Genomic DNA, 19,959 nt, shown 5'->3' with positions numbered 1-19,959 from the left:
CTAAACCACCAAAACAAGCTTGAGTTTAAGCGGTTTCTTTAGATTCAGTATTTTCTTTTTGCTGATCAAGCTGCTGTTTTAGCAGTCCAGAAACTTCGGCTGAAATTAACTCAGGTACGTTTTTGACGATTTCTAAACGGGCTTCAGAAATAGCATTTAAAAATGAGAACTGGTCAGCACCACCATGACTTTTAATCACGATTTTACGTAAACCAAGAAGAGACGCGCCGTTGTAATTTCTAGGATCAACTTTGCTTTTAAAGGACTTAAGTACAGGATAAGCCATTAATGCAACAAATTTGGTGAATAGATTTTTTGTAAAGGCTTCTTTCAAGTAGAAAGAAATCATCTTCGCAACACCTTCACTGGCTTTTAGAGCAATATTACCATCAAAACCATCACAAGCTACAACGTCAGTATTGCCTTTGTAAATATCATCACCCTCAACATAACCTATATAGTTAATTGAGGTATCAGCCAGCAGTTTATGCGCATCTTTAATACGTTGGTGACCTTTAATCTCTTCTTCACCAATATTCAGCAGGCCTACTTTTGGCTTTGGATTGTCATCAACGGCTTTAGTTAACACCGAACCCATTAATGCAAACTGCATAAGGTTTTCACCAGTACAACCTACATTAGCCCCTAAATCCAAGACATGTACATGCCCTTTCATGGTGGGCATAGAAGTACAAATAGCGGGTCTATCTATTCCAGGAATGGTCTTTAGAACAAACTTAGCCACAGCCATTAATGCACCCGTATTACCGGCACTAACGCACGCTTGTGCTTTATCATCCTTAACTAAATTAAGGGCAATACGCATTGAAGATTGGCGTTTATTTCTTAAGGCTTTAGATGGTAAGTCATCCATTTCAACAACTTGTTCAGCATGTTGAACGGAAATTCTAGAACTATCGTATTGATGTTTAGCAAGTTCAGTCTCAATAAGAGATTGCTGACCAACTAGAATGATATGAATGTCAGAGAAAGTGTTAAGTGCATCGATTGAGGCTGGGACAGTGACCGTTAAACCGTGGTCACCACCCATAGCATCGATGGCAATAGTAGTAGCCAAGATAAATTACGCCTTATCTTGAACTACTTTTTTACCTTTATAGTAACCATCAGCCGTTACGTGGTGACGACGATGTACTTCACCAGTAGTTTCATCAACCGTTAACGTTGGCGCATCTAGTGAATCATGAGAACGACGCATTCCGCGTCTTGAAGGTGTTTTACGACTTTTTTGAACTGCCATGGCAATCTCCTAAGTTTATAATCTTTAAATCTATTTTTTTAACCCTTGCAAAACTGCAAATGGGTTCGGCTTTTCGGGCTCATCATCAACGATTTGCCCTTGCTGATTTTCAACTTTTGTCTGCTTAGCTGCACCATCATAATCCGGTGCAGAACTTGTGCTATCAACAGGTGCCAATGGCACACATAATAACAATTCGTCCTCTACTAACTCATGAAGTGAAATCTTTTCACTTTCAAGCTCGTAAACCTCAACATCCGTTGGTAAATCTTGTGTTAACGCCAGCGTTTCTGTAAAGACACCTTTAATTTCAGTATCTACAGGCAAGTCAAATGCTTTCAAAGAACGCTGACATTGCAAATTCAAACTGGTTTGTATCTTCATGGTAAAGGCAGGAAACCTGAGCACTTTATCATAGAAGAAATCTATCTGAACATCGACCTCACGATCGGCTTCATTAACCGCCTCAACCACGCGTTTTAAACGGCTTTGGTTGACTCGTCCGGTAAATCGTTTATTATGATTTACCGAGTAAATAGGGTCAATTAATTCAGGTAGCTTATTAAACATAGGCGCGAATCATACTCGTATAACCTTTTGAAGTCAAAAAAAACTCTCTAAAAAAGCAAAAAAAGTGCATATTTTTTAAAAGCTTAAGAGTTTTTTATCATTCAAGGGATAACAAAATAAATTTGATAAAATATCTACAATAAAAACAATCTGTTAGAGACCTTTGCACGAGATAGGTGCGAAAGAAAAATGAGAGAAAATTTGCCTGATTGCGGCGGAAAACGCAGGGAATAGCTAGCTATTCGCAAGTTATCGCCCAACGGAAGTACCCTTTGGGTACAACAAAAATCGGGTTAATTTTTACCCTCAAGGGGCACCTAGAACCATTTTTACTCGTGCATACTCTCGTGCAAAGGTCTCTGTTAACTAATAAATTTAAAAATTCATAATTGAGCATTTAATGACTAGCAAGCAAAACAAGGCAACTCTTCCATCTATCGTATTGGGTTCAACTTCTCCCTTTAGAAAGCTTTTGCTTGATAAACTTCACCTGCCCTTTATTCAAGACGCACCCAATATTGATGAAACCCCTCTCAAAAATGAACTTCCTCAGCAAATGGTTTTAAGACTGGCGCAGGGAAAAGCTGATGTATTTTCAGAAAAATACCCAAACCATATAATTATTACTTCTGACCAATGCGCAGTTTTTAACAATAAACCTATCGGCAAACCCCATACTTTTGAAAATGCGGTTAATCAACTTAAGCAGTTCAGCAATAACGCTATCATTTTCTATACAGGCCTGGTCGTATTAAATACAGCAAGCAATGAACGTTTTGAATATTTGGATACAACTAAAGTTGTCTTTCGTGAATTATCTGATGATGTTATTCAAAACTACTTAAGGATTGAAGAACCTCTCAACTGTGCAGGTAGTTTTAAATCTGAAGGATTGGGAGTTACTCTATTCAACAAAATAGAAAGCCGAGACCCGAACGCTTTAATAGGTTTACCTTTAATGGCGTTAACGGATATTTTTTATGAAATGGGCTACCCATTACCCATATCAAATTAAATATCAGTTTCATAAAACGTTTAAACCAAAAAAAGCCGCTTTGAGTAAGCGGCTTTACATTTACTTTTTTTCAAAACATCTTCTCGTGAACAAAACTTCTCATAAAGTCACCAGGCCTGGTAATAACGACTAACGATCAAACATGTCGCATTAACCATATATTTAACTCATGCAATGAATCCAGTATTGCGACAGGGTTATATGACTGCAACACTTCAGCTTGGTGCACCCCGTGACTTAACGCTAAACGATCCATTTTAAGACTTAGAGCCATTTCCATATCAAAAGTCGTATCCCCAATCATAATCACCTCTGAAGCATCGATTGATAGCTCGTCTAAAATTTGGGTCAACATTAAAGGATTAGGTTTAGACGCGGACTCCACTGGAGTTCGAGTTATATCAAAATAAATACCAAAGCCAGTCTCATCCAGCACAGCATTTAAACCTTTACGACTTTTCCCAGTGGCAATAGCAAGTTTGAGCCCCTGTTGTTTTAAATTTAACAACAATGCTTCTGCACCATCAAATGGCACCATTTCCACACTACTTTCTTCTAAAAAACATTTTGAATATGCCTCTGACATAGCTACCGCTTGTGATTGCGTTAACTCTGGATACAACCCTAAAATTGCATTTTCTAAACTTAATCCAATGATTTGTTTAGATTCATCATAAGAAAGTACCGGTAAACCCAACTTTTTGGCCGCTTTTTGAATGGTATCTACAATCCGAGCTTCAGAATTCATCAAGGTTCCATCCCAATCAAAAATAACGGCTTTATACTTTTTATTTATTGGCGTTGTCGAAGAACTTAATTCTTGCATGGTCATTTTCCGTTTAATTTCTTTAGAGCTTTAATGTTTGAATAATTTTTGTAAAGTCTGGCCACAAAGGAGCTTCAAAGAGCATTTTCTCTTCCGTTACCGGATGAGTAAAACCTAAAAACTGCGCATGAAGCGCTAATCGTTTCATACCTAGTGGACGATATTTTTTATTTACTTCTCGGTTGCCATACTTATCATCGCCCATCAATGCACACCCATTAGCTAAAGCATGCACTCTTATTTGATGCGTTCTTCCTGTTTTAAGCTTAACCGAAACTAAATCCGCCCCTTTAAGATGTTCTTCGACTCTAAAATAGCTAATTGCTTGCTTGCCATCTTTAGCAACATTTACATGCCAACCACCATCTTTTAAGTGATCCTTTCTTAAAGGTAAATCAATCTTTTGCAGGTTTTTTGGCCACTGCCCCATAACGATAGCTAAATAACGTTTATCAAACTGATCCGCTCTTATTTGAGCATGCAAATGCTTTAATACGGATGCTTTTTTGGCTATTAATAAACAGCCTGAGGTATCTCTGTCAATGCGGTGTACCAATTCTAGGCGCTTTGCTAATGGTCTTAAAACTCTAACGACCTCAATTAAACCCCATTGAATACCTCCGCCACCATGAACCGCAACACCTGAAGGTTTATTCACTACGATTAAGTCGTTATCTTCATAAATAATACTATTCTCAATACGCTGTTGTTGCGATAGGGGAATATCAGATTCATTAATTTCAATTTTATCAGGAACTCTAACTGGAGGTATGCGAACGACATCGCCAGATTCTAATCGTGTATTGGCTTTTGCTCGTCCTTTATTAACACGAACCTCTCCTTTACGAATAATTCTATAAATCAAGGTCTTTGGTGCTTTTCGTAAATGGCGCATTAAAAAATTGTCTAAGCGCTGACCGGCATCTTCAGTTCCAACATCAACTAACTTTACTTTTGCACTCATACTTTCTACCAAACACTCAATATAGAGAGGATTTTTATCGATTAGGTTATAAACTTAAAAAACAATTTTACAAAATTTGCGCACAGTTTAACCCTATATCACAAACTTGTCATTGCATAGCCACAAAATGAATGATATATTTGCATAGCTTATTTTTTAAGCGATGTACTCGTAGCACACGATTAAGTGCAGGAATTTTTAACCAGTAGTATGATTAAATTGAGTAAACTCATTAATATATCTACTGATTTGATTAAAAACTCTGAACCAGACATATTAAATTTAAGACGATACACAACCCGTACTAAGCTAGTTTAAGCAGACAAAATCCAATTAAACTTAACGTACTAGCAAAACTTACAAGTGCAATGCCTAATCACGCTTATATCAGCCAAAAAACTGAATAAAGTAATCAAGCCTTAAGACACTTTTTAAGAGCTTTGCTCGATTGGAAAGAAGAAAATGTAGTAAAAACCATTTTTCTTCGTACAACCAACTCGTAAAAGGTCTCTTTGTAAGCGATACGAGAAAAAACAGGTTGAAAGTATTTTAAAAATTGGATTACTAATTAATCCTCACGGCTAGAGAAAACGGCAATACATAAAAAATAAGAAAACACCGTTTAGCTCGATAACAATGTTACCCCAGAAAATGACACCATAGTGAAATGCAATACGGCATTCACTCTAACAAGAAAAACTTGTACAACACCAGGTTAGAAACAGCATAGATGCTTATTTTACACTAACCTTTAAACAGAAAATTCTGGTAACAACTCGCCTAATAACTTTCACCAGGCCTGGTAATAAGGCTCTCGTTTGCATTCGTCTATTTAAAATATGGTTCAGCTCAACCATAAAGAGAAAAGCATGAAAAGAATGCTCATTAATGCGACTCAAGCTGAAGAGACTCGTATTGCCCTAGTTGACGGTCAAACACTTTACGACCTAGATGTAGAAACCCCCACCCACCAAAAGAAAAAAGCCAATGTTTACAAAGGTAAGATTACTCGAATCGAACCTAGCTTAGAAGCTGCTTTTGTTGATTACGGCTCAGAACGTCACGGATTTCTTCCGTTTAAAGAAGTCGCTGAAGAATACTTTCCTGAAAAACAACAAGGCTCTGGCCGTCCATCAATTAAAGATGTACTAACAGAAGGCCAAGAAATTATTGTTCAAGTTCAAAAAGAAGAACGTGGCAATAAAGGGGCAGCGCTAACAACTCAAATTACGCTAGCTGGACCGTATGTGGTAATGATGCCAAACAATCCTAAAGCGGGTGGAATCTCTCGTCGCATTGAAGGCGATGAACGAACGGATATAAGAGATACACTACGTGATTTGGATACGCCTGAAGGAATGGGATTAATCATCCGCACAGCAGGAGTAGGCAAGAACACTGAAGAATTACAGTGGGGAGTAAACTATCTAATACAGCTTTGGGATGCGATTCAAGCCGCCGCTAAAGAAAATGAAGCGCCCTTCCTTATCCATCAAGAATCCGATATTGTTATTCTAGCAATCCGTGATTATCTTCGCCAAGATATTGGTGAAATCATTATTGATAACATGGAAGTTTACAACAAAGCTCGTGATTTTATTCAACACGTTATGCCACAACAGGTATATAAGGTAAAACCTTACCAAGATACGATTCCGCTGTTTACACGTTTCCAAATTGAATCTCAAATTGAGTCTGCTTATCAGCGTGAAGTGACCTTGCCTTCTGGTGGTTCTATTGTTATTGATATTACTGAAGCTTTAACAGCTATTGATATCAATTCAAGCCGCGCCACTAAAGGGAGTGATATAGAAGACACTGCCTATAATACTAACATGGAAGCCGCTTGTGAGATTGCACGTCAATTACGTTTACGTGACCTTGGTGGTTTAGTGGTTATTGACTTTATTGATATGCACTCAAATCGTCACCAGCGTGAAGTAGAAAACAAAATGCGTGAAGCGGTTAAAACAGACCGTGCTCGTGTACAAATTGGTAAGATTTCACGCTTCGGACTGCTTGAAATGTCGCGCCAAAGACTGCGCCCTTCTATTGAAGAATCTACACAAATCGTTTGCCCGCGTTGTCATGGTGTAGGTGTTATCCGTGGTGTTGAATCTCTAGGTCTTTCCATTCTTCGATTACTTGAAGAAGAAAGTATGAAAGAGAATACTCGCCGTGTAACGGTTCAATTACCTGTTGATGTTGCTACCTTCTTACTCAATGAAAAACGTAACCAAATCATTAAAATAGAAGATCGCCATAACCTGCATATCCTAATTGTTCCTAACGAACACTTAGAAACACCACAATATGTTATCGAGCGTACCCGAACAGGGGAAGAAGCTCCTCAGAATGCTAGCTACGAAATTAAAGAAGTTGCTATACCTGAAATTGAGCAAAAAGCAGAACCCACTAAAAAACCGGTAAAAGAAGAACCTGCAGTACAAAACTTGCAGCCTACCGCTCCACCACCCTCTTCAGCACCTTCTTCACAAACCACTGATGAACAAAAGCCTGGGTTATTTGCTCGCGTTTGGAAATCTTTATTTGGCCAAGAAGAACCAGAAGAAGAGGTTAAACCTCGTCCACGTAGTAATAACCGTAATCGTAATAATAGCCGTCGTCGTAATAACGAAGGTCGTAACGACAACCGTAATAGTCGTGGAAAAAACAACCGTAATCGTAATGAAGATTCTCGTAATGATAATCAAAAAAATCGTGATTCGGAATCTGATTCTTCTCGTCAACAAAATACTCAGTCTCAAGAGAAATCTCGTAAACCAAGACGTAATAACCGTAATCGTCGTGACCGTGATGAAACGACTAATACTAATGACGACACTCAAAAAAATGTAGCGTTAGATAACCAACCAACCTCTGATAAGTCTAAGAATAAACAAGGTTCCGAATCAACACCTTCTCAAGAAAAAGAGAAAAAAGGTGGTCGTAAAGGTGGTCAACGTCGTAGTCGCTACAATAGCCGTAGCTATAATAGCCGCAGACGCGCCCCTGCTGGTGCAGCAGAGATGTCAATTAAATCCCCTGCTCCTGGTACTAAAACAAAGACAGACGAAGTGATAGCCATCACTGAATCGAAAGTTGAAACAGAAACGGTTATTAATGCAACGCAAACAACCGTCCCAGAAAACGCGAATGAAGTTAATTCAAATGAAGTAAATAACAACCAGAAAACGGTTGAATCAGAAACCAGTGTTTCTGAAATTGCTCAACCGGAACCAGAACTAAAAGCTGAATCTGATACAACCGAAGATTCTGAGACTTTGCAAACAGCTAGTCAAGAAACTAGTTCAGACGTAACTAGTTCAGAGGAAACAACGGTAGAGACATCTAATGCTGAAGCCTCAACAGAATCTGATTCCGCTGCAACTGATGAGACTCCAAAACCAAGAAGACGTTCTCGTCGTCCTCGCACTCAAGGAAACCGAAGAAAACCTTCTTCTAAACCTTCAGAAAACGCTACAGAATCCGATTCACAAGATTAATTCTAAAATCGTTTTTCTGAACTAAGGATAAAAACACCTTAACCATAAAAAAAGCACCTTTCGGTGCTTTTTTTATACGTGAGATAAATCCATATAGGTTAACTCAAATGAGTTAACCTAATATGTTCTAGAAGCCCCTTGGAAGCCGATTCAACTAAATCAAACACATGCTCAAAACCTTGTGAACCACCATAATAAGGATCAGGTACTTCAGATTCTGTATAATCATTCGTGTAATCTAAAAACATTTGAATCTTTTCGCTATGCTCGGGAAGAGCTAAATCTAATAAGTTATGATAATTTTCATCATCCATCGCTAAAATATAATCGTATTGATAAAAATCGCCAAAATCTACCTTTCTCGCCCTTAAATCGAGCATCTCAATACCTCGATTACGTGCTGTTTCCATTGAACGAGTATCCGGATGTTTTCCAATATGATAGGCAGCCGTCCCTGCTGAATCAATTTCAATAATATCTTCCAAACCCTGCTCTTTAACCAAATTTCTAAACACAGCATGAGCGGTAGGCGAACGGCAAATATTGCCAAGACAAACAAACAGCACTAAAACTTTATTCATTAAACCTAAACCCTTAACTTTTTAGAGCGTTTTTGCACAAGTGCAACTCGTGTAAAATTCTCTTTTAATATCAACATTCGTTTAAAATAACCTGATTAGTTTACAAGGCCTCCCTCTAAAATGCACCCTTTGACCATGAAGCAGTTTCAGTTCGATCCTAGCTGGATTATTTATGTTGATGAATATTTAATTGTAGCAAATAAACCGAGTGGACTATTATCAGTCCCTGGTCGTGGCCCTGATAAACAAGAATGTTTACTTTCTCACTTAAGCAACCTTTATCCTGATGCAAAAATTGTTCATCGATTAGATATGGATACCTCTGGTTTAATGGTTGTTGCCCGCTCAGCAGAAGTACATCGTCATTTAAGTCGTCAATTTCAAGAACGCCAAACGCAAAAAAGCTATCAAGCAATCTGTTCAGGTCATCCAAGCTTATCTAAAGGGGTCATAAACCTTCCTATGCGTTGTGACTGGGAACGTCGCCCACTTCAAATGATTGATTTTAAACAAGGTAAAGGTGCGCAAACCTATTGGAAAATACTTGAACAATACCAAAATACTTTTTTAGTAGAACTTACTCCCATTACAGGACGATCACACCAATTAAGACTTCATATGAAAACATTAGGACATCCCATATTAGGCGATAACCTTTATGCAGACCCTGATAGTTTATCTCAAGCAAACCGTCTCATGCTGCATGCAAAAACCCTAAAATTCACACATCCTATTACCAATCAGACTTTACAATTTGATTCCCCCAACGAATTTTAGACTCGCTAGGCACTTCAATAAATGGCATACAATATGCTTTATTCAGTATTAAATTAATAACAAAAAAAAGCGTCAAAATTATATTTTGACCCACTTTAAGCGGATAGGAATAGTAGCCATGTCAGAAATTGATTTAGATAAAGATGACAAAGCAACCCAAGAAATGCTGTCTATGATGGATGAAATAACTGATGATAATTCTGTTGAGAATCTAGGCGATTCCCTTGATGACTTAGAAGATTTTGATGCTGATGCATTGCTAAGTGCTATTGATGATTTGCCAAGTGGTGATGATAACGATGATACCAAAGAAGTTAAACTAGGTTCTGAAGACGTGGAAATAGACTTAGATGATATGAACTTAGACGATATTAATTTAGATGATATGGATAGCTCTGATGATATTGATAAATTAATGAATGAAGCTAATAGTGAAATTGAGACAGAAGTTGAAGTTAAAGAGGCTACAACCGATGAAAAAGAGACTGATATCGATGATTTAGAAAGCATGCTAGAAGGCATGGATGATATTGAAGCTCCTGTTGAAAGTGAATCTGAAAATACTGATGAAAATATCAATCTAGACGACATTGAACTTGATAATCTAGAAGACATAGAAGATATTGATTTAGATGAATTACCAACAACAGATGAAATTGAATCTGCTACCTCAGAAGAAACTGATATTGCTAATTTTGAAACTGATATTGAAACTGACGTTGAAAATGAAATGGAAGCAATAGATGATGACATTGATTTAAATGATCTTGATTTGAACAGTGAAGCCCCTCTAGATGAAGAGGATATAAATGAAGAGGATATAAATGAAGATAATATAGAAGAATCTATAGATGAGTCTATAAATGAACCAACCACTGAATCATTAGAAACATCTGAAGAACAAGCTACTCCAGAAATAATAGATTCAACAGATGAAACTACTGAGGAATCAATTGACGAAGAAGAACCTGAATTATCTGAAGAAGAATCAAGCCTAATTGAAACGCCTAATAATGATCAAACATTGAATTCTGATTCTGACATTAAAACTGAAGATGACTCAGAAGATTTAACTCTTATTCAACAAGCTAGCGACTCTGTCTCTAATATGGAAGAATCTATTGAGATTGATCAATCCATACAGACCATAGCACAAGAGGTTAAACAAACCGCACAAGAAGCCACGATGCTAGCACTTGAAACCTCTAAACAAGCACAAGCCTCTGCAATAAGAACACAAGAAGCGATTGAAGCTACCTTCAATGCCACAGAAAGGGCTTTTGAAGCCGCTAAAAAAGCTGGTTATAGCGTTGATATTTCGAATATCGACATGAACCAAAGCAGTAATGACATTGCAGAACAACTCAATGAAATTAAACAAAAAAATGCTCATCTAAAAACCATTAACGAGAGCATTAAAGTAAGAATTCAAGAAATGAAAGCTGACTAGGTAGAAGCCATGAGCGATATCGTCGATGATTTATTAGAAGAAGTTGAACAACTTGAGGAGTCTACTCAAGCCTTAGAATCGACTGTAAAAGACACTTCTAACCAAAACCAAAAAGCCCAAGAAGCAAATCAAAAAGCATCTAATGACGCAAGTCTTATTGCATTAGAAGCAGCAAAGACTGCACAAGAAGCTTCAACTCAAAGTCATCAAGCGGCGCAATCTTCTATTAAACAGGCTGAACTTCTTAAAGCTCAAACCATTGAATTAACTGACTCTAACTTCAATTGGAGGCAAGCAGTACGTAACGCCTCTAAAGATTTTCAAGCTGCAAAAGGCAGTTTTTCTATTATGCTTATAACCTCTATCGTCTTTAGCCTTATTGTATTAGGGGTAATGGGATACTTGTTTTATGCTATGCAAAAAGAGCAAGCTCAATTTAAAGGTGAAGTATTAGATATTATTGCCACTGAAAATACCCTTTTAAATAAAAAAATCACCTTAAAAGTAGATGAACTTGCCTCCGTGATTGAATCAATGACGTTTCAAGTTTCTAAACTAAATAAAGCAGAAGCTAATACACGCGTCAATATTCATCCTACAGAACCCGGTATGCTTGAGGAAAACACCGAAAATAAACCTATAGATAACAAAGAGCATTCTCAAAGTCAGCATAAGCAAGCAGAAATGCATCCTTTACCAAAACATGAAACAACACTTCATAAACCTACCCATACTGAGAAAACTCATATTGTTAAAGATGGCCATGCAGAAACAGCACCTAGTCATCAAAATACAAGCATTGATACACATAACTCGCATAGCTCACATGACTCACAACCAAAACATGAAGTACCTTCTGATGGTTTACACAAAACACAATCAAGTCATGAAACTTCTGCCCAAGTTTCTAGTCATGACTTTTCCGAGTTAAAAGCCCTGGTTGAAAAAATAATAACAAAACAAAACTCTTTGCAATCTCAAGTTAAGCAATCATCAAAAACGGTTTCATCAGGTTTAACACCCGCTCAAGTTAAAAAGTTAAACGGTATTAGCTGGTTAGTGAGAAAACAAGAAAAAACTCTGAAGGAAATTCAAACTCGTTTAGGACTTAAAACACCAAATACAAAACAAGGAACTACGAATAACAGCATTATCAATGAACTAAAAACATTGCAGCAGCAGCAAGCTCAGCTTCAACAAAACATTACCAAAATGCAAAAAGCTATCAAAACCTATAACGAGACTCCTGCCCCTTATAGCTACAAAGCAAAATAAATTTACAGGGTCTTTGACTGTTGTTCTGTCAGATTAAGTTGAAACTTTTACAACTTATTAGCTTTGATAAATAGGTTTCGTGAATGAATTGCAGATTTTTTTAGCATTGCTATATCTTTTATCTTATCAAGTCTTCGATAAGACATAATGATCAAAAGCCGCCCTTTAACTTTAATTATCGTATTGGCTAAAACCATCTTGTATTTTTTTGATGTGGAAGAAACACTCCCTATATTTATACTTGTTATAGAGTTTTCTGTTTCAAACATATCAACAGGAATAATCTCATTTACATCAAAGCTAAAATCTCTATCATATTGCTTTTTTATCGCATCGCTAATCTTGGCAACAACATTAGGTAGCTTTTCTTTCGCCCTCTTTGCAACGACCATCCAGTCTGCGTTTACTTTCGCCTTTAAGTTATTAAAATCTTTAGATGAGAAATTATATTTCTCCATTCGCTTGATGGTTTGAACTAATTTGTAATTTTGCAGACTTTTTGATGAACCTTTTTTTATTGCATTATATTCATCTGTTTGAATATAAGCCACTTGAAGGTTATTCTTGCTAGATGTAAAAGCTTTAAAGAGTTTAAAAAATCCCTTATCCGATTTTTCAGTAACAAGTACATAATCTTCAATATAAGGCATTTTAAGACTTACCCCTTTTACATCTATTTCTGATGCGTATACATTGGTTAAAAAAAATATATTTAATAAAACAAAAAACACTATGTTTTTGGTATACATATGATAAATCTCTCAAGTCTTATTTTTTTGATCCAAATAAAAAAGGGAAAAATTTGCCCACGATTTTTTTCAATTTCAGTCAAAAGGCATCTCTTACAATTAAATTTTGTTTAAATTCTTCAGCTTAACTTACTGCTTTCATCAAAAATCGACTCGGCATTTTAATCCTGAAGGTAATGCATAATTTGGATTTGGCAATTCAAGCCTAACACCAAAAGTTCCACTTGCAGCATCTAAAACGGGATCGGCAATAATAACTTTTGCGTTATGAGAGCTATTTAAAGGTTTATCAAGCGTGACTTTGGCAACATCCCCTTTTTTAACCGATCCAAACATTGATGCAGGCAGAACAACTTCAACATATAGGGGATCTAAAGCGACGACTTGCATAACAGGGTCTTCTCCAACATACTCCCCTTTATCTAAGAAAGTTTCTACCACAACCCCAGTGATAGGGCTTCTAATTGTTTTCTGTGCTAATAGCTCTTTTGTTTGAGCCATTTCAAAACTATAGATTTTATTATTGATGATAATATCGTCTTTTTCTTGCTCAGAAATCAATTTACGTTTATATAAATCAATATTACGTTTAATTGTTCTTTTTCCATAAGCAGCCTGTGCTTCATTAAGCCTTAAAGTTGCTTTTTCAACTTCCGAATGGAGTTTAACCAATATTTGATTTTCTTTTACTCTATCACCTCTTTTAACTCTTACACTTTTAATCACGCCAACAACTGGACTTGCTACCTGAATATCACTGCTTGGTGTTAATAAACATGAATCTGAAGTCTTATTTTTTTTCTTATCTATCTCATTAGAAATGTCTTTCGTAGCTAAAATTTGTTCCGCTTCTGACATTTCAGCAAGAGACACAGAGCTAAAACTGAATAAAATTATGGTAAAAATTAATCTTTTAATCTTCAATTGTTTAATCATCAATCTATAGGTCCTGTTATAGCAAGTAAATTACTCTGTTTTAAATCATACTCAAGAGTCGCTTGACGAGCTAGGTAATTTTGCCTTTCAACAAACTGTTGCTCTATTCTTAACGCTTTTAAAGCAATAGACTGTGCTGTATGTGATTTTAAACCAATAGAGTTTATCGTCATTAATAAACTTTTTGCTTGAATAGTTCTAATTGGTTGATTTTCTAGCGTTAATATCATTTCATAACTACCTGGATCACCTTGTCTTGCACATCGTCCAGCTAATTGTCGGTCAACACGAATAGATTCATAATGATTTGTTTGGATTACATGCAACCCACCTCCCTGCTTGACGATAGGATCCAACTTTATATCAGTTCCTCGTCCAGCCATACTTGTAGCAATAGTAACCCTTCCAGGAAGTCCAGCTGTCTTTACTACTTCAGCTTCCTCTTTATCTTGTTTAGCACTAAGAATTTGATGTTGAATACCCGCTTTGTTCAAATATTCGCTACCTAATTCAGAGCTAACGACTGAGTCCGTACCAATTAAAATGGACTGACCCTGTTTGATCTTTTCTTGACATCTTTTTACAACTTCCGTCCAGCGTTCATCTTCCGTTTTAAAAACTTGATGATGATATGTTTTGCGTTTTTCTGGTCGATGAGTAGCCACTTTTGAAACAGCTAGCCCATAAACATTCCATAACTCTTTTCTAACTTCTAGTGCCGTACCGGTCATTCCACCAATCATTAGATATCGTCGAAAAAAGTTTTGATAACTAATTTTAGCTAGCGTTGTTCTTTGCTGAGTTAATTCACAACCTTCTTTTAATTCAATCAACTGATGCAAACCTCCCTCCCATGAACGACCTTCCATTACCCGACCACTGAGTGGGTCAATCAGCTCGACTTTTCCATCTCTAACCAAATAATCCTTATTTAATTGATAAAGATTTCTAGACATTAACGCCTTATGAACAATTTCTTCCCTCCTGATTGCTCCTTTCCATAATGGACCAAAATCCGAAGTCAATTTTTTAAGGTTGTCTCTTCCGCCTTCGGTAAAATTAATTTCTCTTTTATCTCTGTCAATTGTAAAGTCTTCATTTTCTTTAAGCTCTTTTGAGACATCAAATGCTGTTTCTATAAAAACATCTTGATCTTCATTTTTTTGTACACCTGAAATAATTAACGGGGTTCTAGACTCATCAATAAGTACACTATCCGCTTCATCAACCAAAGCGAAGTGTAAACCTCTTAACTGCAACTTTCCTTCCAGCTTGGAGTCTTTTAAGGATTCTACCTGCATCCTTAAATGATGAGTTTGTTTTAGCTTCATTCTATCTCTTAGATAGTCAAACACGAGTTCTTTACCAGTAACATAGGTAATATTTTTAAGATACGCTTCCCTTCTTTCACCTGGCGTTTTCTCATGCGTTATCACACCAACGCTGAGGCCAAGCTTTTCATATAAAGGCGACATTTCATCCGCATCTCGTTCAGTAAGATAGTCGTTTACAGTAATAACATGAACGGGCAAGCCAGATAGAGAAGCCGTTATGACGGGCAGAACTGCGGTTAATGTTTTTCCTTCTCCGGTCTTCATTTCAGCGATGCGTCCTTGAAGCATAATCCACCCACCTGTCAATTGACTATTGAAGTGTTTCATACCAAGAGTTCGGCCTGATAACTCTCTAATTATGGCAAATATTTCTGCAACAAGAATATCTCTAAAACCTAGTTTTTTTATACTCTCACCCAAGTCATGAGCACGAAAAATTAATACTTCATCCGATAACTCTTTACATTCTTCTGCAAAAACTGAAACTTTTTTCAGAAATTTTTTTCTTCGTAATGTTAAACGCCAAGAACTAGACTCAAATAAACCTTTAAAACGGTGCCAAAGCTTATCTAACCACTCTTTATTGATAACTTTTTTTTCAGGACGAAAACGATAATCTGCAGGACCATGAGAAGTTGCTTTAATCATTAAAACTCTAACTCCCTTAGCAAGGTTCTTCTAATACCGCGGTAAATTCTATAACCAATGGGTTCAGGGGAATGTTCAAATCTTACATAAACTCTTTCGCCAATTCTGTACTGGCCATCTTTAAGTCTTAGCTCAAATAAGAATACAGGATCAAAAGATTCTACTTGCTCTTGAGATGATGGATCCAAGGCAAATTCGCCTCCGCCTTCAACTGATAAAGCTAAACTTGGTAACTCTTTTTGTGCGCTAGGCACTTCTCTTGTTAAGCTTGCTGCCATAACTCGATTAAACTTTTCAGCGGTACGAACTTCTACACTTTTAACATCATTTCTTACGGATTCCACATCATCTTGTCCTACTACTGCTCTAATTCTATATTCTCCTGGCTTCAACACATAACCTATTAACGTACCACGAGGAATAAACTTATCTAAAGGATCTACTAAAGTTAAATAAAAAGTACCATCATTGGGACTTTTTATATTAAGTGCTTCTAACTCCTCAACGCCTCTTGCTAGTTCTTTTTTTGACTGAGCTAGCTCTCTAGCTATAATTTCAGCTTCATTTAGGCTCTCTACACCAATAGCAGCCTGATATCTAGCCATTAGCTCCTTAACTCGACCAACGGATTCTTCTATTTCAGCATTTAGATTAGTATTTTCAGCTTTTAACAAGACTTGATTCTTTTTAACTCGTTCACCTTGCTTTACTTCAATATCTTTTATAAAACCGTTACTTTCAGTAATAATTCGAGACTCTTCAGGAGCCCATATAATTCCATGTGCGACAGTCATTCGTGGAACAGGGATAATAAATAAAAGCACCAAAATAGCTAATAAAAATAAACCAATAACGGTTGCAACACGCCCTCTATTTTTTTGCACTTTTTTATCCATCATCAAATACTTAAGTATAGCCACTGAAGGCTTTCCAAACATATTATAGAGAGCTAAAATTCCTAACAGCACCCCAATAAAAAACAATTCACTAATAACAAATAATACGATAGTGAATGTTATAAATACACGATAAACAAAACTAGCCAAAGCGTAGAATGCTAACCAACCATTTTCACTTTTAACATGAGCAGGAGTCATTTCATCTTCAAAAGAAAATAAATAACGTTTCCATAAGTAAGCGATATATTTATTACCTCTTTGAGCTAAGCTAGGAATTTCAAGGTAATCAGCTAAGACATAGTAAGCATCAAATCTTAGCAATGGATTCCCGTTAAATAGCAATGTTGAAACCCCTGCTATAAGCAAAGCATTGAATGCAATACTTCTAACGATACCAGGCTCTGAATAGACCCAAACAGCCATTGCAATAGCTGCGATAAATGCCTCAACAATGATCCCTGCTCCAGCTACCAACATTCTCTGATACTTATTTCTAAAAGCAGCAGATGCAGAAGCATCTACATAAGGAACAGGCATAAAAATTAGAAACATAATGCCCATCTCATGTACCTGACCTCCCCAACGCTTTACCGCATAAGCATGGCCCATTTCATGAATCAGTTTAACAAATGGATAAATCAACCAAATTAGAATTAAGTTTTCAGCTGCAAGAACCCTATCTGCCAAATTTTCAGTTAATTCTGACCAATGAACCAGCGCCTGAGAAAGTGCCCATAAAATAGCTATTAACCAAATTATTCCTGCAGGAATATTAAATATAAAACGACTTAAGCCAGCGGTTCGATTCAAAAACGGTTCAGGATCAATTAAAGGGATTTTTAGAGCTAATGGAGATTTAAGAACAGCAAGTGCTTTATTTTTTTTATCTTTACGTCGACGATCATTCATTTCAGATACATCTGGAATCACATCCGCTTGAATCGCATCAACTTTATGAAGCTGGGACAGAAGCTGAATCACTTCATCTTGTGAAGGCATATCATCGCCTAGCTGATCACCCGCGCTGTACCAAATATCATCAAGCGATCTTTTGCCATTCATTAGACCTATTAAAGAATAGGCTTCCGGTGTGAATCGGTGAAATTGTCCAGTTGCATCATCTTTTATAACATACCAAACTTTAGCACGGTAGACATGTCGATTAATCTCTACATGGGACCGCAAACGCGGTTTGAGATGAGCAACCTTATGCCAAGATGGACTAAATAAGGTTACTGACATTTATGGCCACCAAGACCATATTTTTAACTTAATCCATTGCATCAATGAATAAGTCCAAATCCAAATAAGTTTACGTTCACCTACAGTAACTTTCCCCACACCTTTCATTCCAGGACGCAATTGTGATATCGGATCAAATAATATCGCTTCAACTCTAAAGTAGTTTCCTCCATCCCTCGCCTCGGTAACAGGAGTGACAAGACTAATTTGAAAATTAAAGGTATGCTCTGGTAGTGAGTTAAGTACTATTTGTCCCGTCATTGTTTCAGAAAGGTCTGCCATGCGGTGTTCATCTACCCACAATATTACTCTATAGGCATTTAGTGGTGAAACTTCGAATAAAACTTCACCCTGTTCAACAGCACTACCTAGTCGCTGGCTTAAATCACCACTGACAATTAATCCGTCAAATGGAGCAAGTATTCGTGTTCGCTTAAGTTTGCTTTCTATCAAATCAAGTTGAGACTTATTCTGTTTTAATTGTGCCTGAACTATTTTTGCTTCCGCTCGGTCCCTTTGAGCAACCGCTTCTTCATATTGGCGCTGATACTTTGATTCTTCACTTAAATATCCAAGCTTTTCTAAAGTCAAATCGCGATCATCTAAACGACTCATTTCTTGATTTTTAAGCACTTTCTGACCCGCTTTTACGTCAGCCTCTTCTAAATACCCTTCAAATGGAGCGACTACCGCTCGCCTTTCCGAAGCTTCTAAAATACTATCCGCAGCTATGCGGTAAGTACCATTGACAAAACTGAAGAAAATAGCAACGCAAGCAACAATAAACAAGGTTAATTTACGACCTAAATAACCAGGGCCAATAAGTCTTATCAACTGCGTTTTAAAAGATTCCCAAAGATGTTGATACCAGGTTCGATCTTGTTCATATTTATTTTGTATAGCCTCGCCAGATAAAGCCACAATACTTCTAATTTGACCAACTTCATCTTCTTCAAATGGATTGTTTGCATCACGCTCTAGAGTAACTGAACCAAAATAATACTTACCTGAATGCAGAGGAATTGTGAGTAAATTGGCATTCCCATAAGAATTAGAAAATTGAGCATGCTCTCGAACAACTAGCTTACCCTCATTCTCATTAGGATTATAATTAATGATAGCCCGCTGTAAAATCGCCTCATCCATCACACCGGCAAGTTGACGAATAAGATTCATTTTTTTTCCAAACTTAGCATTATGAGAAAGAGCCGTTACTTTTATTTTGCTATTCTTACTCATTCCAAAGCTAACTCGATCGCTTTTAAAAGTAGCAGCCAGCTCATTAACAAAAGTCATTGCAGCTCCATTGAAATCTTTTTCAGATAAAACTGCACCTAATAAATCAACTGCACTTTCTATTCTATTTAACTGCTGAGCCTGAGCCTTTGCATTGTGCCTTCTTAGCATGACTTCAATCCAAGCACTACCCCATTGAACTTTTTCCATAACTTCTGGAAGTTCATTTTGAGATGCGTCAAGAGATAGGGTAACGACACCTGCTAATTTATCATCTAAACGAATTGGAAATGCTAATCCATGGCCTCCAGAGGATAACAAATGCATTAACCCTGTAGCCTTATCTATACCCTCTTCAATTAAAGCTAAAAGCTCTTCATTTGGTTTACTTTTAGCAGGCCATGCGGCCGTAGGAACAAAACCCTCATCACCTCTTTCAAGAACTAAAAAAGCCTGCTGAACACCAAATATACGCGGGCACATAAGTTCCAACCAGGACTGGCAATATTCTTCATAGCTATTAGAGGTACTGAAACTTATCCAGGCCTGGCGTAAACATTCATTTGTTGATTCAGCTTCAAGTTTCATCGGTATTTTAAATCTTAATCGTTATCAATTATCTCTATACACAATACCATAGTGGGTAATGTTTTTAACATTCTATACTTAAGGTGAATTAATAAGATAATA

The 19,959-nt window shown here is 36.9% G+C and carries 16 protein-coding genes; 5 read left to right on the top strand and 11 right to left on the bottom strand.

The genetic code is table 11. The annotated features are described in order from the left end of the window. Positions 1-25: 25 nt before the first annotated feature. From plsX to BS34_RS0103910, 3 genes are read right to left on the bottom strand one after another with little or no spacing between them, the layout of a single operon-like run. Complete coding sequence (gene plsX / locus BS34_RS0103920; RefSeq protein ID WP_084151555.1) at positions 26-1,078, bottom strand: phosphate acyltransferase PlsX; 1,053 nt, start codon at positions 1,076-1,078, stop codon at positions 26-28. Between the two features lie 6 nt (positions 1,079-1,084). After that, positions 1,085-1,261 carry a 50S ribosomal protein L32 gene (rpmF, locus tag BS34_RS0103915; RefSeq protein WP_029407247.1) on the bottom strand — a complete coding sequence of 59 codons (177 nt, stop codon included), beginning with the start codon at positions 1,259-1,261 and terminating at the stop codon, positions 1,085-1,087. Between the two features lie 30 nt (positions 1,262-1,291). After that, complete coding sequence (locus BS34_RS0103910) at positions 1,292-1,831, bottom strand: YceD family protein (protein WP_029407246.1); 540 nt, start codon at positions 1,829-1,831, stop codon at positions 1,292-1,294. 400 nt (positions 1,832-2,231) lie between these two features. Between BS34_RS0103910 and BS34_RS0103905 the strand changes: the two genes are divergently transcribed. Further along, positions 2,232-2,846, top strand: coding sequence for a Maf family protein (locus tag BS34_RS0103905; protein WP_029407245.1), 615 nt, complete (start codon positions 2,232-2,234; stop codon positions 2,844-2,846). 136 nt (positions 2,847-2,982) lie between these two features. Here BS34_RS0103905 and BS34_RS0103900 read toward each other — a convergent pair whose 3' ends face one another. Beyond that, positions 2,983-3,672: an HAD-IA family hydrolase gene (locus BS34_RS0103900; protein ID WP_029407244.1), complete on the bottom strand. Its 690-nt coding sequence runs from the start codon at positions 3,670-3,672 to the stop codon at positions 2,983-2,985. A gap of 22 nt (positions 3,673-3,694) precedes the next feature. Continuing rightward, a complete protein-coding gene (locus tag BS34_RS0103895) occupies positions 3,695-4,636 on the bottom strand; it encodes an RluA family pseudouridine synthase (RefSeq protein WP_029407243.1) in 942 nt (313 codons plus the stop codon). An 869-nt stretch (positions 4,637-5,505) separates the two neighbouring features. On the opposite strand from BS34_RS0103895, the gene rne reads away from it, so the two are divergent. Next, positions 5,506-8,142, top strand: coding sequence for a ribonuclease E (rne, locus tag BS34_RS0103890; protein WP_084151554.1), 2,637 nt, complete (start codon positions 5,506-5,508; stop codon positions 8,140-8,142). Between the two features lie 98 nt (positions 8,143-8,240). Here rne and BS34_RS0103885 read toward each other — a convergent pair whose 3' ends face one another. Beyond that, complete coding sequence (locus tag BS34_RS0103885; RefSeq protein WP_029407241.1) at positions 8,241-8,723, bottom strand: low molecular weight protein-tyrosine-phosphatase; 483 nt, start codon at positions 8,721-8,723, stop codon at positions 8,241-8,243. A 120-nt stretch (positions 8,724-8,843) separates the two neighbouring features. On the opposite strand from BS34_RS0103885, the gene BS34_RS0103880 reads away from it, so the two are divergent. The 3 genes from BS34_RS0103880 (at position 8,844) to BS34_RS12160 (ending at position 12,225) form a co-directional block, all read left to right on the top strand. Beyond that, positions 8,844-9,500, top strand: coding sequence for an RluA family pseudouridine synthase (locus BS34_RS0103880; RefSeq protein WP_084151553.1), 657 nt, complete (start codon positions 8,844-8,846; stop codon positions 9,498-9,500). A 118-nt stretch (positions 9,501-9,618) separates the two neighbouring features. After that, entirely contained in the window at positions 9,619-10,950 is a 1,332-nt protein-coding gene (locus BS34_RS0103875; protein WP_029407239.1) for a hypothetical protein, read from the top strand. A gap of 9 nt (positions 10,951-10,959) precedes the next feature. Continuing rightward, positions 10,960-12,225: a hypothetical protein gene (locus BS34_RS12160; protein ID WP_038126264.1), complete on the top strand. Its 1,266-nt coding sequence runs from the start codon at positions 10,960-10,962 to the stop codon at positions 12,223-12,225. 47 nt (positions 12,226-12,272) lie between these two features. Here BS34_RS12160 and BS34_RS0103865 read toward each other — a convergent pair whose 3' ends face one another. The 5 genes from BS34_RS0103865 to BS34_RS0103845 all read right to left on the bottom strand — a co-directional run bounded on the left by BS34_RS0103865 (position 12,273) and on the right by BS34_RS0103845 (position 19,857). Beyond that, complete coding sequence (locus tag BS34_RS0103865) at positions 12,273-12,974, bottom strand: hypothetical protein (protein WP_029407238.1); 702 nt, start codon at positions 12,972-12,974, stop codon at positions 12,273-12,275. Between the two features lie 141 nt (positions 12,975-13,115). Beyond that, positions 13,116-13,910 (bottom strand): efflux RND transporter periplasmic adaptor subunit, encoded by a 795-nt coding sequence (locus BS34_RS0103860; protein ID WP_084151552.1) that lies wholly within the window; start codon positions 13,908-13,910, stop codon positions 13,116-13,118. Next, on the bottom strand, positions 13,910-15,892 hold the full coding sequence (locus BS34_RS0103855) for a preprotein translocase subunit SecA (protein ID WP_029407236.1): 1,983 nt from the start codon (positions 15,890-15,892) through the stop codon (positions 13,910-13,912). The genes BS34_RS0103860 and BS34_RS0103855 overlap by 1 nt, the downstream gene beginning before the upstream one ends. Continuing rightward, positions 15,892-18,033: a site-2 protease family protein gene (locus BS34_RS0103850; RefSeq protein ID WP_029407235.1), complete on the bottom strand. Its 2,142-nt coding sequence runs from the start codon at positions 18,031-18,033 to the stop codon at positions 15,892-15,894. Before BS34_RS0103850 ends, BS34_RS0103855 begins: the two co-directional genes overlap by 1 nt. Next, positions 18,034-19,857: an efflux RND transporter periplasmic adaptor subunit gene (locus BS34_RS0103845; protein WP_029407234.1), complete on the bottom strand. Its 1,824-nt coding sequence runs from the start codon at positions 19,855-19,857 to the stop codon at positions 18,034-18,036. Between the last annotated feature and the right edge of the window lie 102 nt (positions 19,858-19,959).

The organism is Thiomicrorhabdus sp. Milos-T2, from assembly GCF_000702325.1.
In the GTDB taxonomy this organism is placed as follows: Bacteria; Pseudomonadota; Gammaproteobacteria; order Thiomicrospirales; family Thiomicrospiraceae; genus Thiomicrorhabdus.
The sequence above is the reverse complement of the archived record's forward strand: the minus strand, read 5'-3'. Positions and strand labels throughout refer to the sequence as shown.

Bases quoted from the DNA above. Each gene is read 5' to 3' on its own strand.
- rpmF (WP_029407247.1), bottom strand. From the start codon at position 1,261: ATGGCAGTTCAAAAAAGTCGTAAAACACCTTCAAGACGCGGAATGCGT.
- BS34_RS0103910 (WP_029407246.1), bottom strand. From the start codon at position 1,831: ATGTTTAATAAGCTACCTGAATTAATTGACCCTATTTACTCGGTAAAT.
- BS34_RS0103905 (WP_029407245.1), top strand. From the start codon at position 2,232: ATGACTAGCAAGCAAAACAAGGCAACTCTTCCATCTATCGTATTGGGT.
- BS34_RS0103900 (WP_029407244.1), bottom strand. From the start codon at position 3,672: ATGCAAGAATTAAGTTCTTCGACAACGCCAATAAATAAAAAGTATAAA.
- BS34_RS0103895 (WP_029407243.1), bottom strand. From the start codon at position 4,636: ATGAGTGCAAAAGTAAAGTTAGTTGATGTTGGAACTGAAGATGCCGGT.
- rne (WP_084151554.1), top strand. From the start codon at position 5,506: ATGAAAAGAATGCTCATTAATGCGACTCAAGCTGAAGAGACTCGTATT.
- BS34_RS0103885 (WP_029407241.1), bottom strand. From the start codon at position 8,723: ATGAATAAAGTTTTAGTGCTGTTTGTTTGTCTTGGCAATATTTGCCGT.
- BS34_RS0103880 (WP_084151553.1), top strand. From the start codon at position 8,844: ATGCACCCTTTGACCATGAAGCAGTTTCAGTTCGATCCTAGCTGGATT.
- BS34_RS0103875 (WP_029407239.1), top strand. From the start codon at position 9,619: ATGTCAGAAATTGATTTAGATAAAGATGACAAAGCAACCCAAGAAATG.
- BS34_RS12160 (WP_038126264.1), top strand. From the start codon at position 10,960: ATGAGCGATATCGTCGATGATTTATTAGAAGAAGTTGAACAACTTGAG.
- BS34_RS0103865 (WP_029407238.1), bottom strand. From the start codon at position 12,974: ATGTATACCAAAAACATAGTGTTTTTTGTTTTATTAAATATATTTTTT.
- BS34_RS0103860 (WP_084151552.1), bottom strand. From the start codon at position 13,910: ATGATTAAACAATTGAAGATTAAAAGATTAATTTTTACCATAATTTTA.
- BS34_RS0103855 (WP_029407236.1), bottom strand. From the start codon at position 15,892: ATGATTAAAGCAACTTCTCATGGTCCTGCAGATTATCGTTTTCGTCCT.
- BS34_RS0103850 (WP_029407235.1), bottom strand. From the start codon at position 18,033: ATGTCAGTAACCTTATTTAGTCCATCTTGGCATAAGGTTGCTCATCTC.
- BS34_RS0103845 (WP_029407234.1), bottom strand. From the start codon at position 19,857: ATGAAACTTGAAGCTGAATCAACAAATGAATGTTTACGCCAGGCCTGG.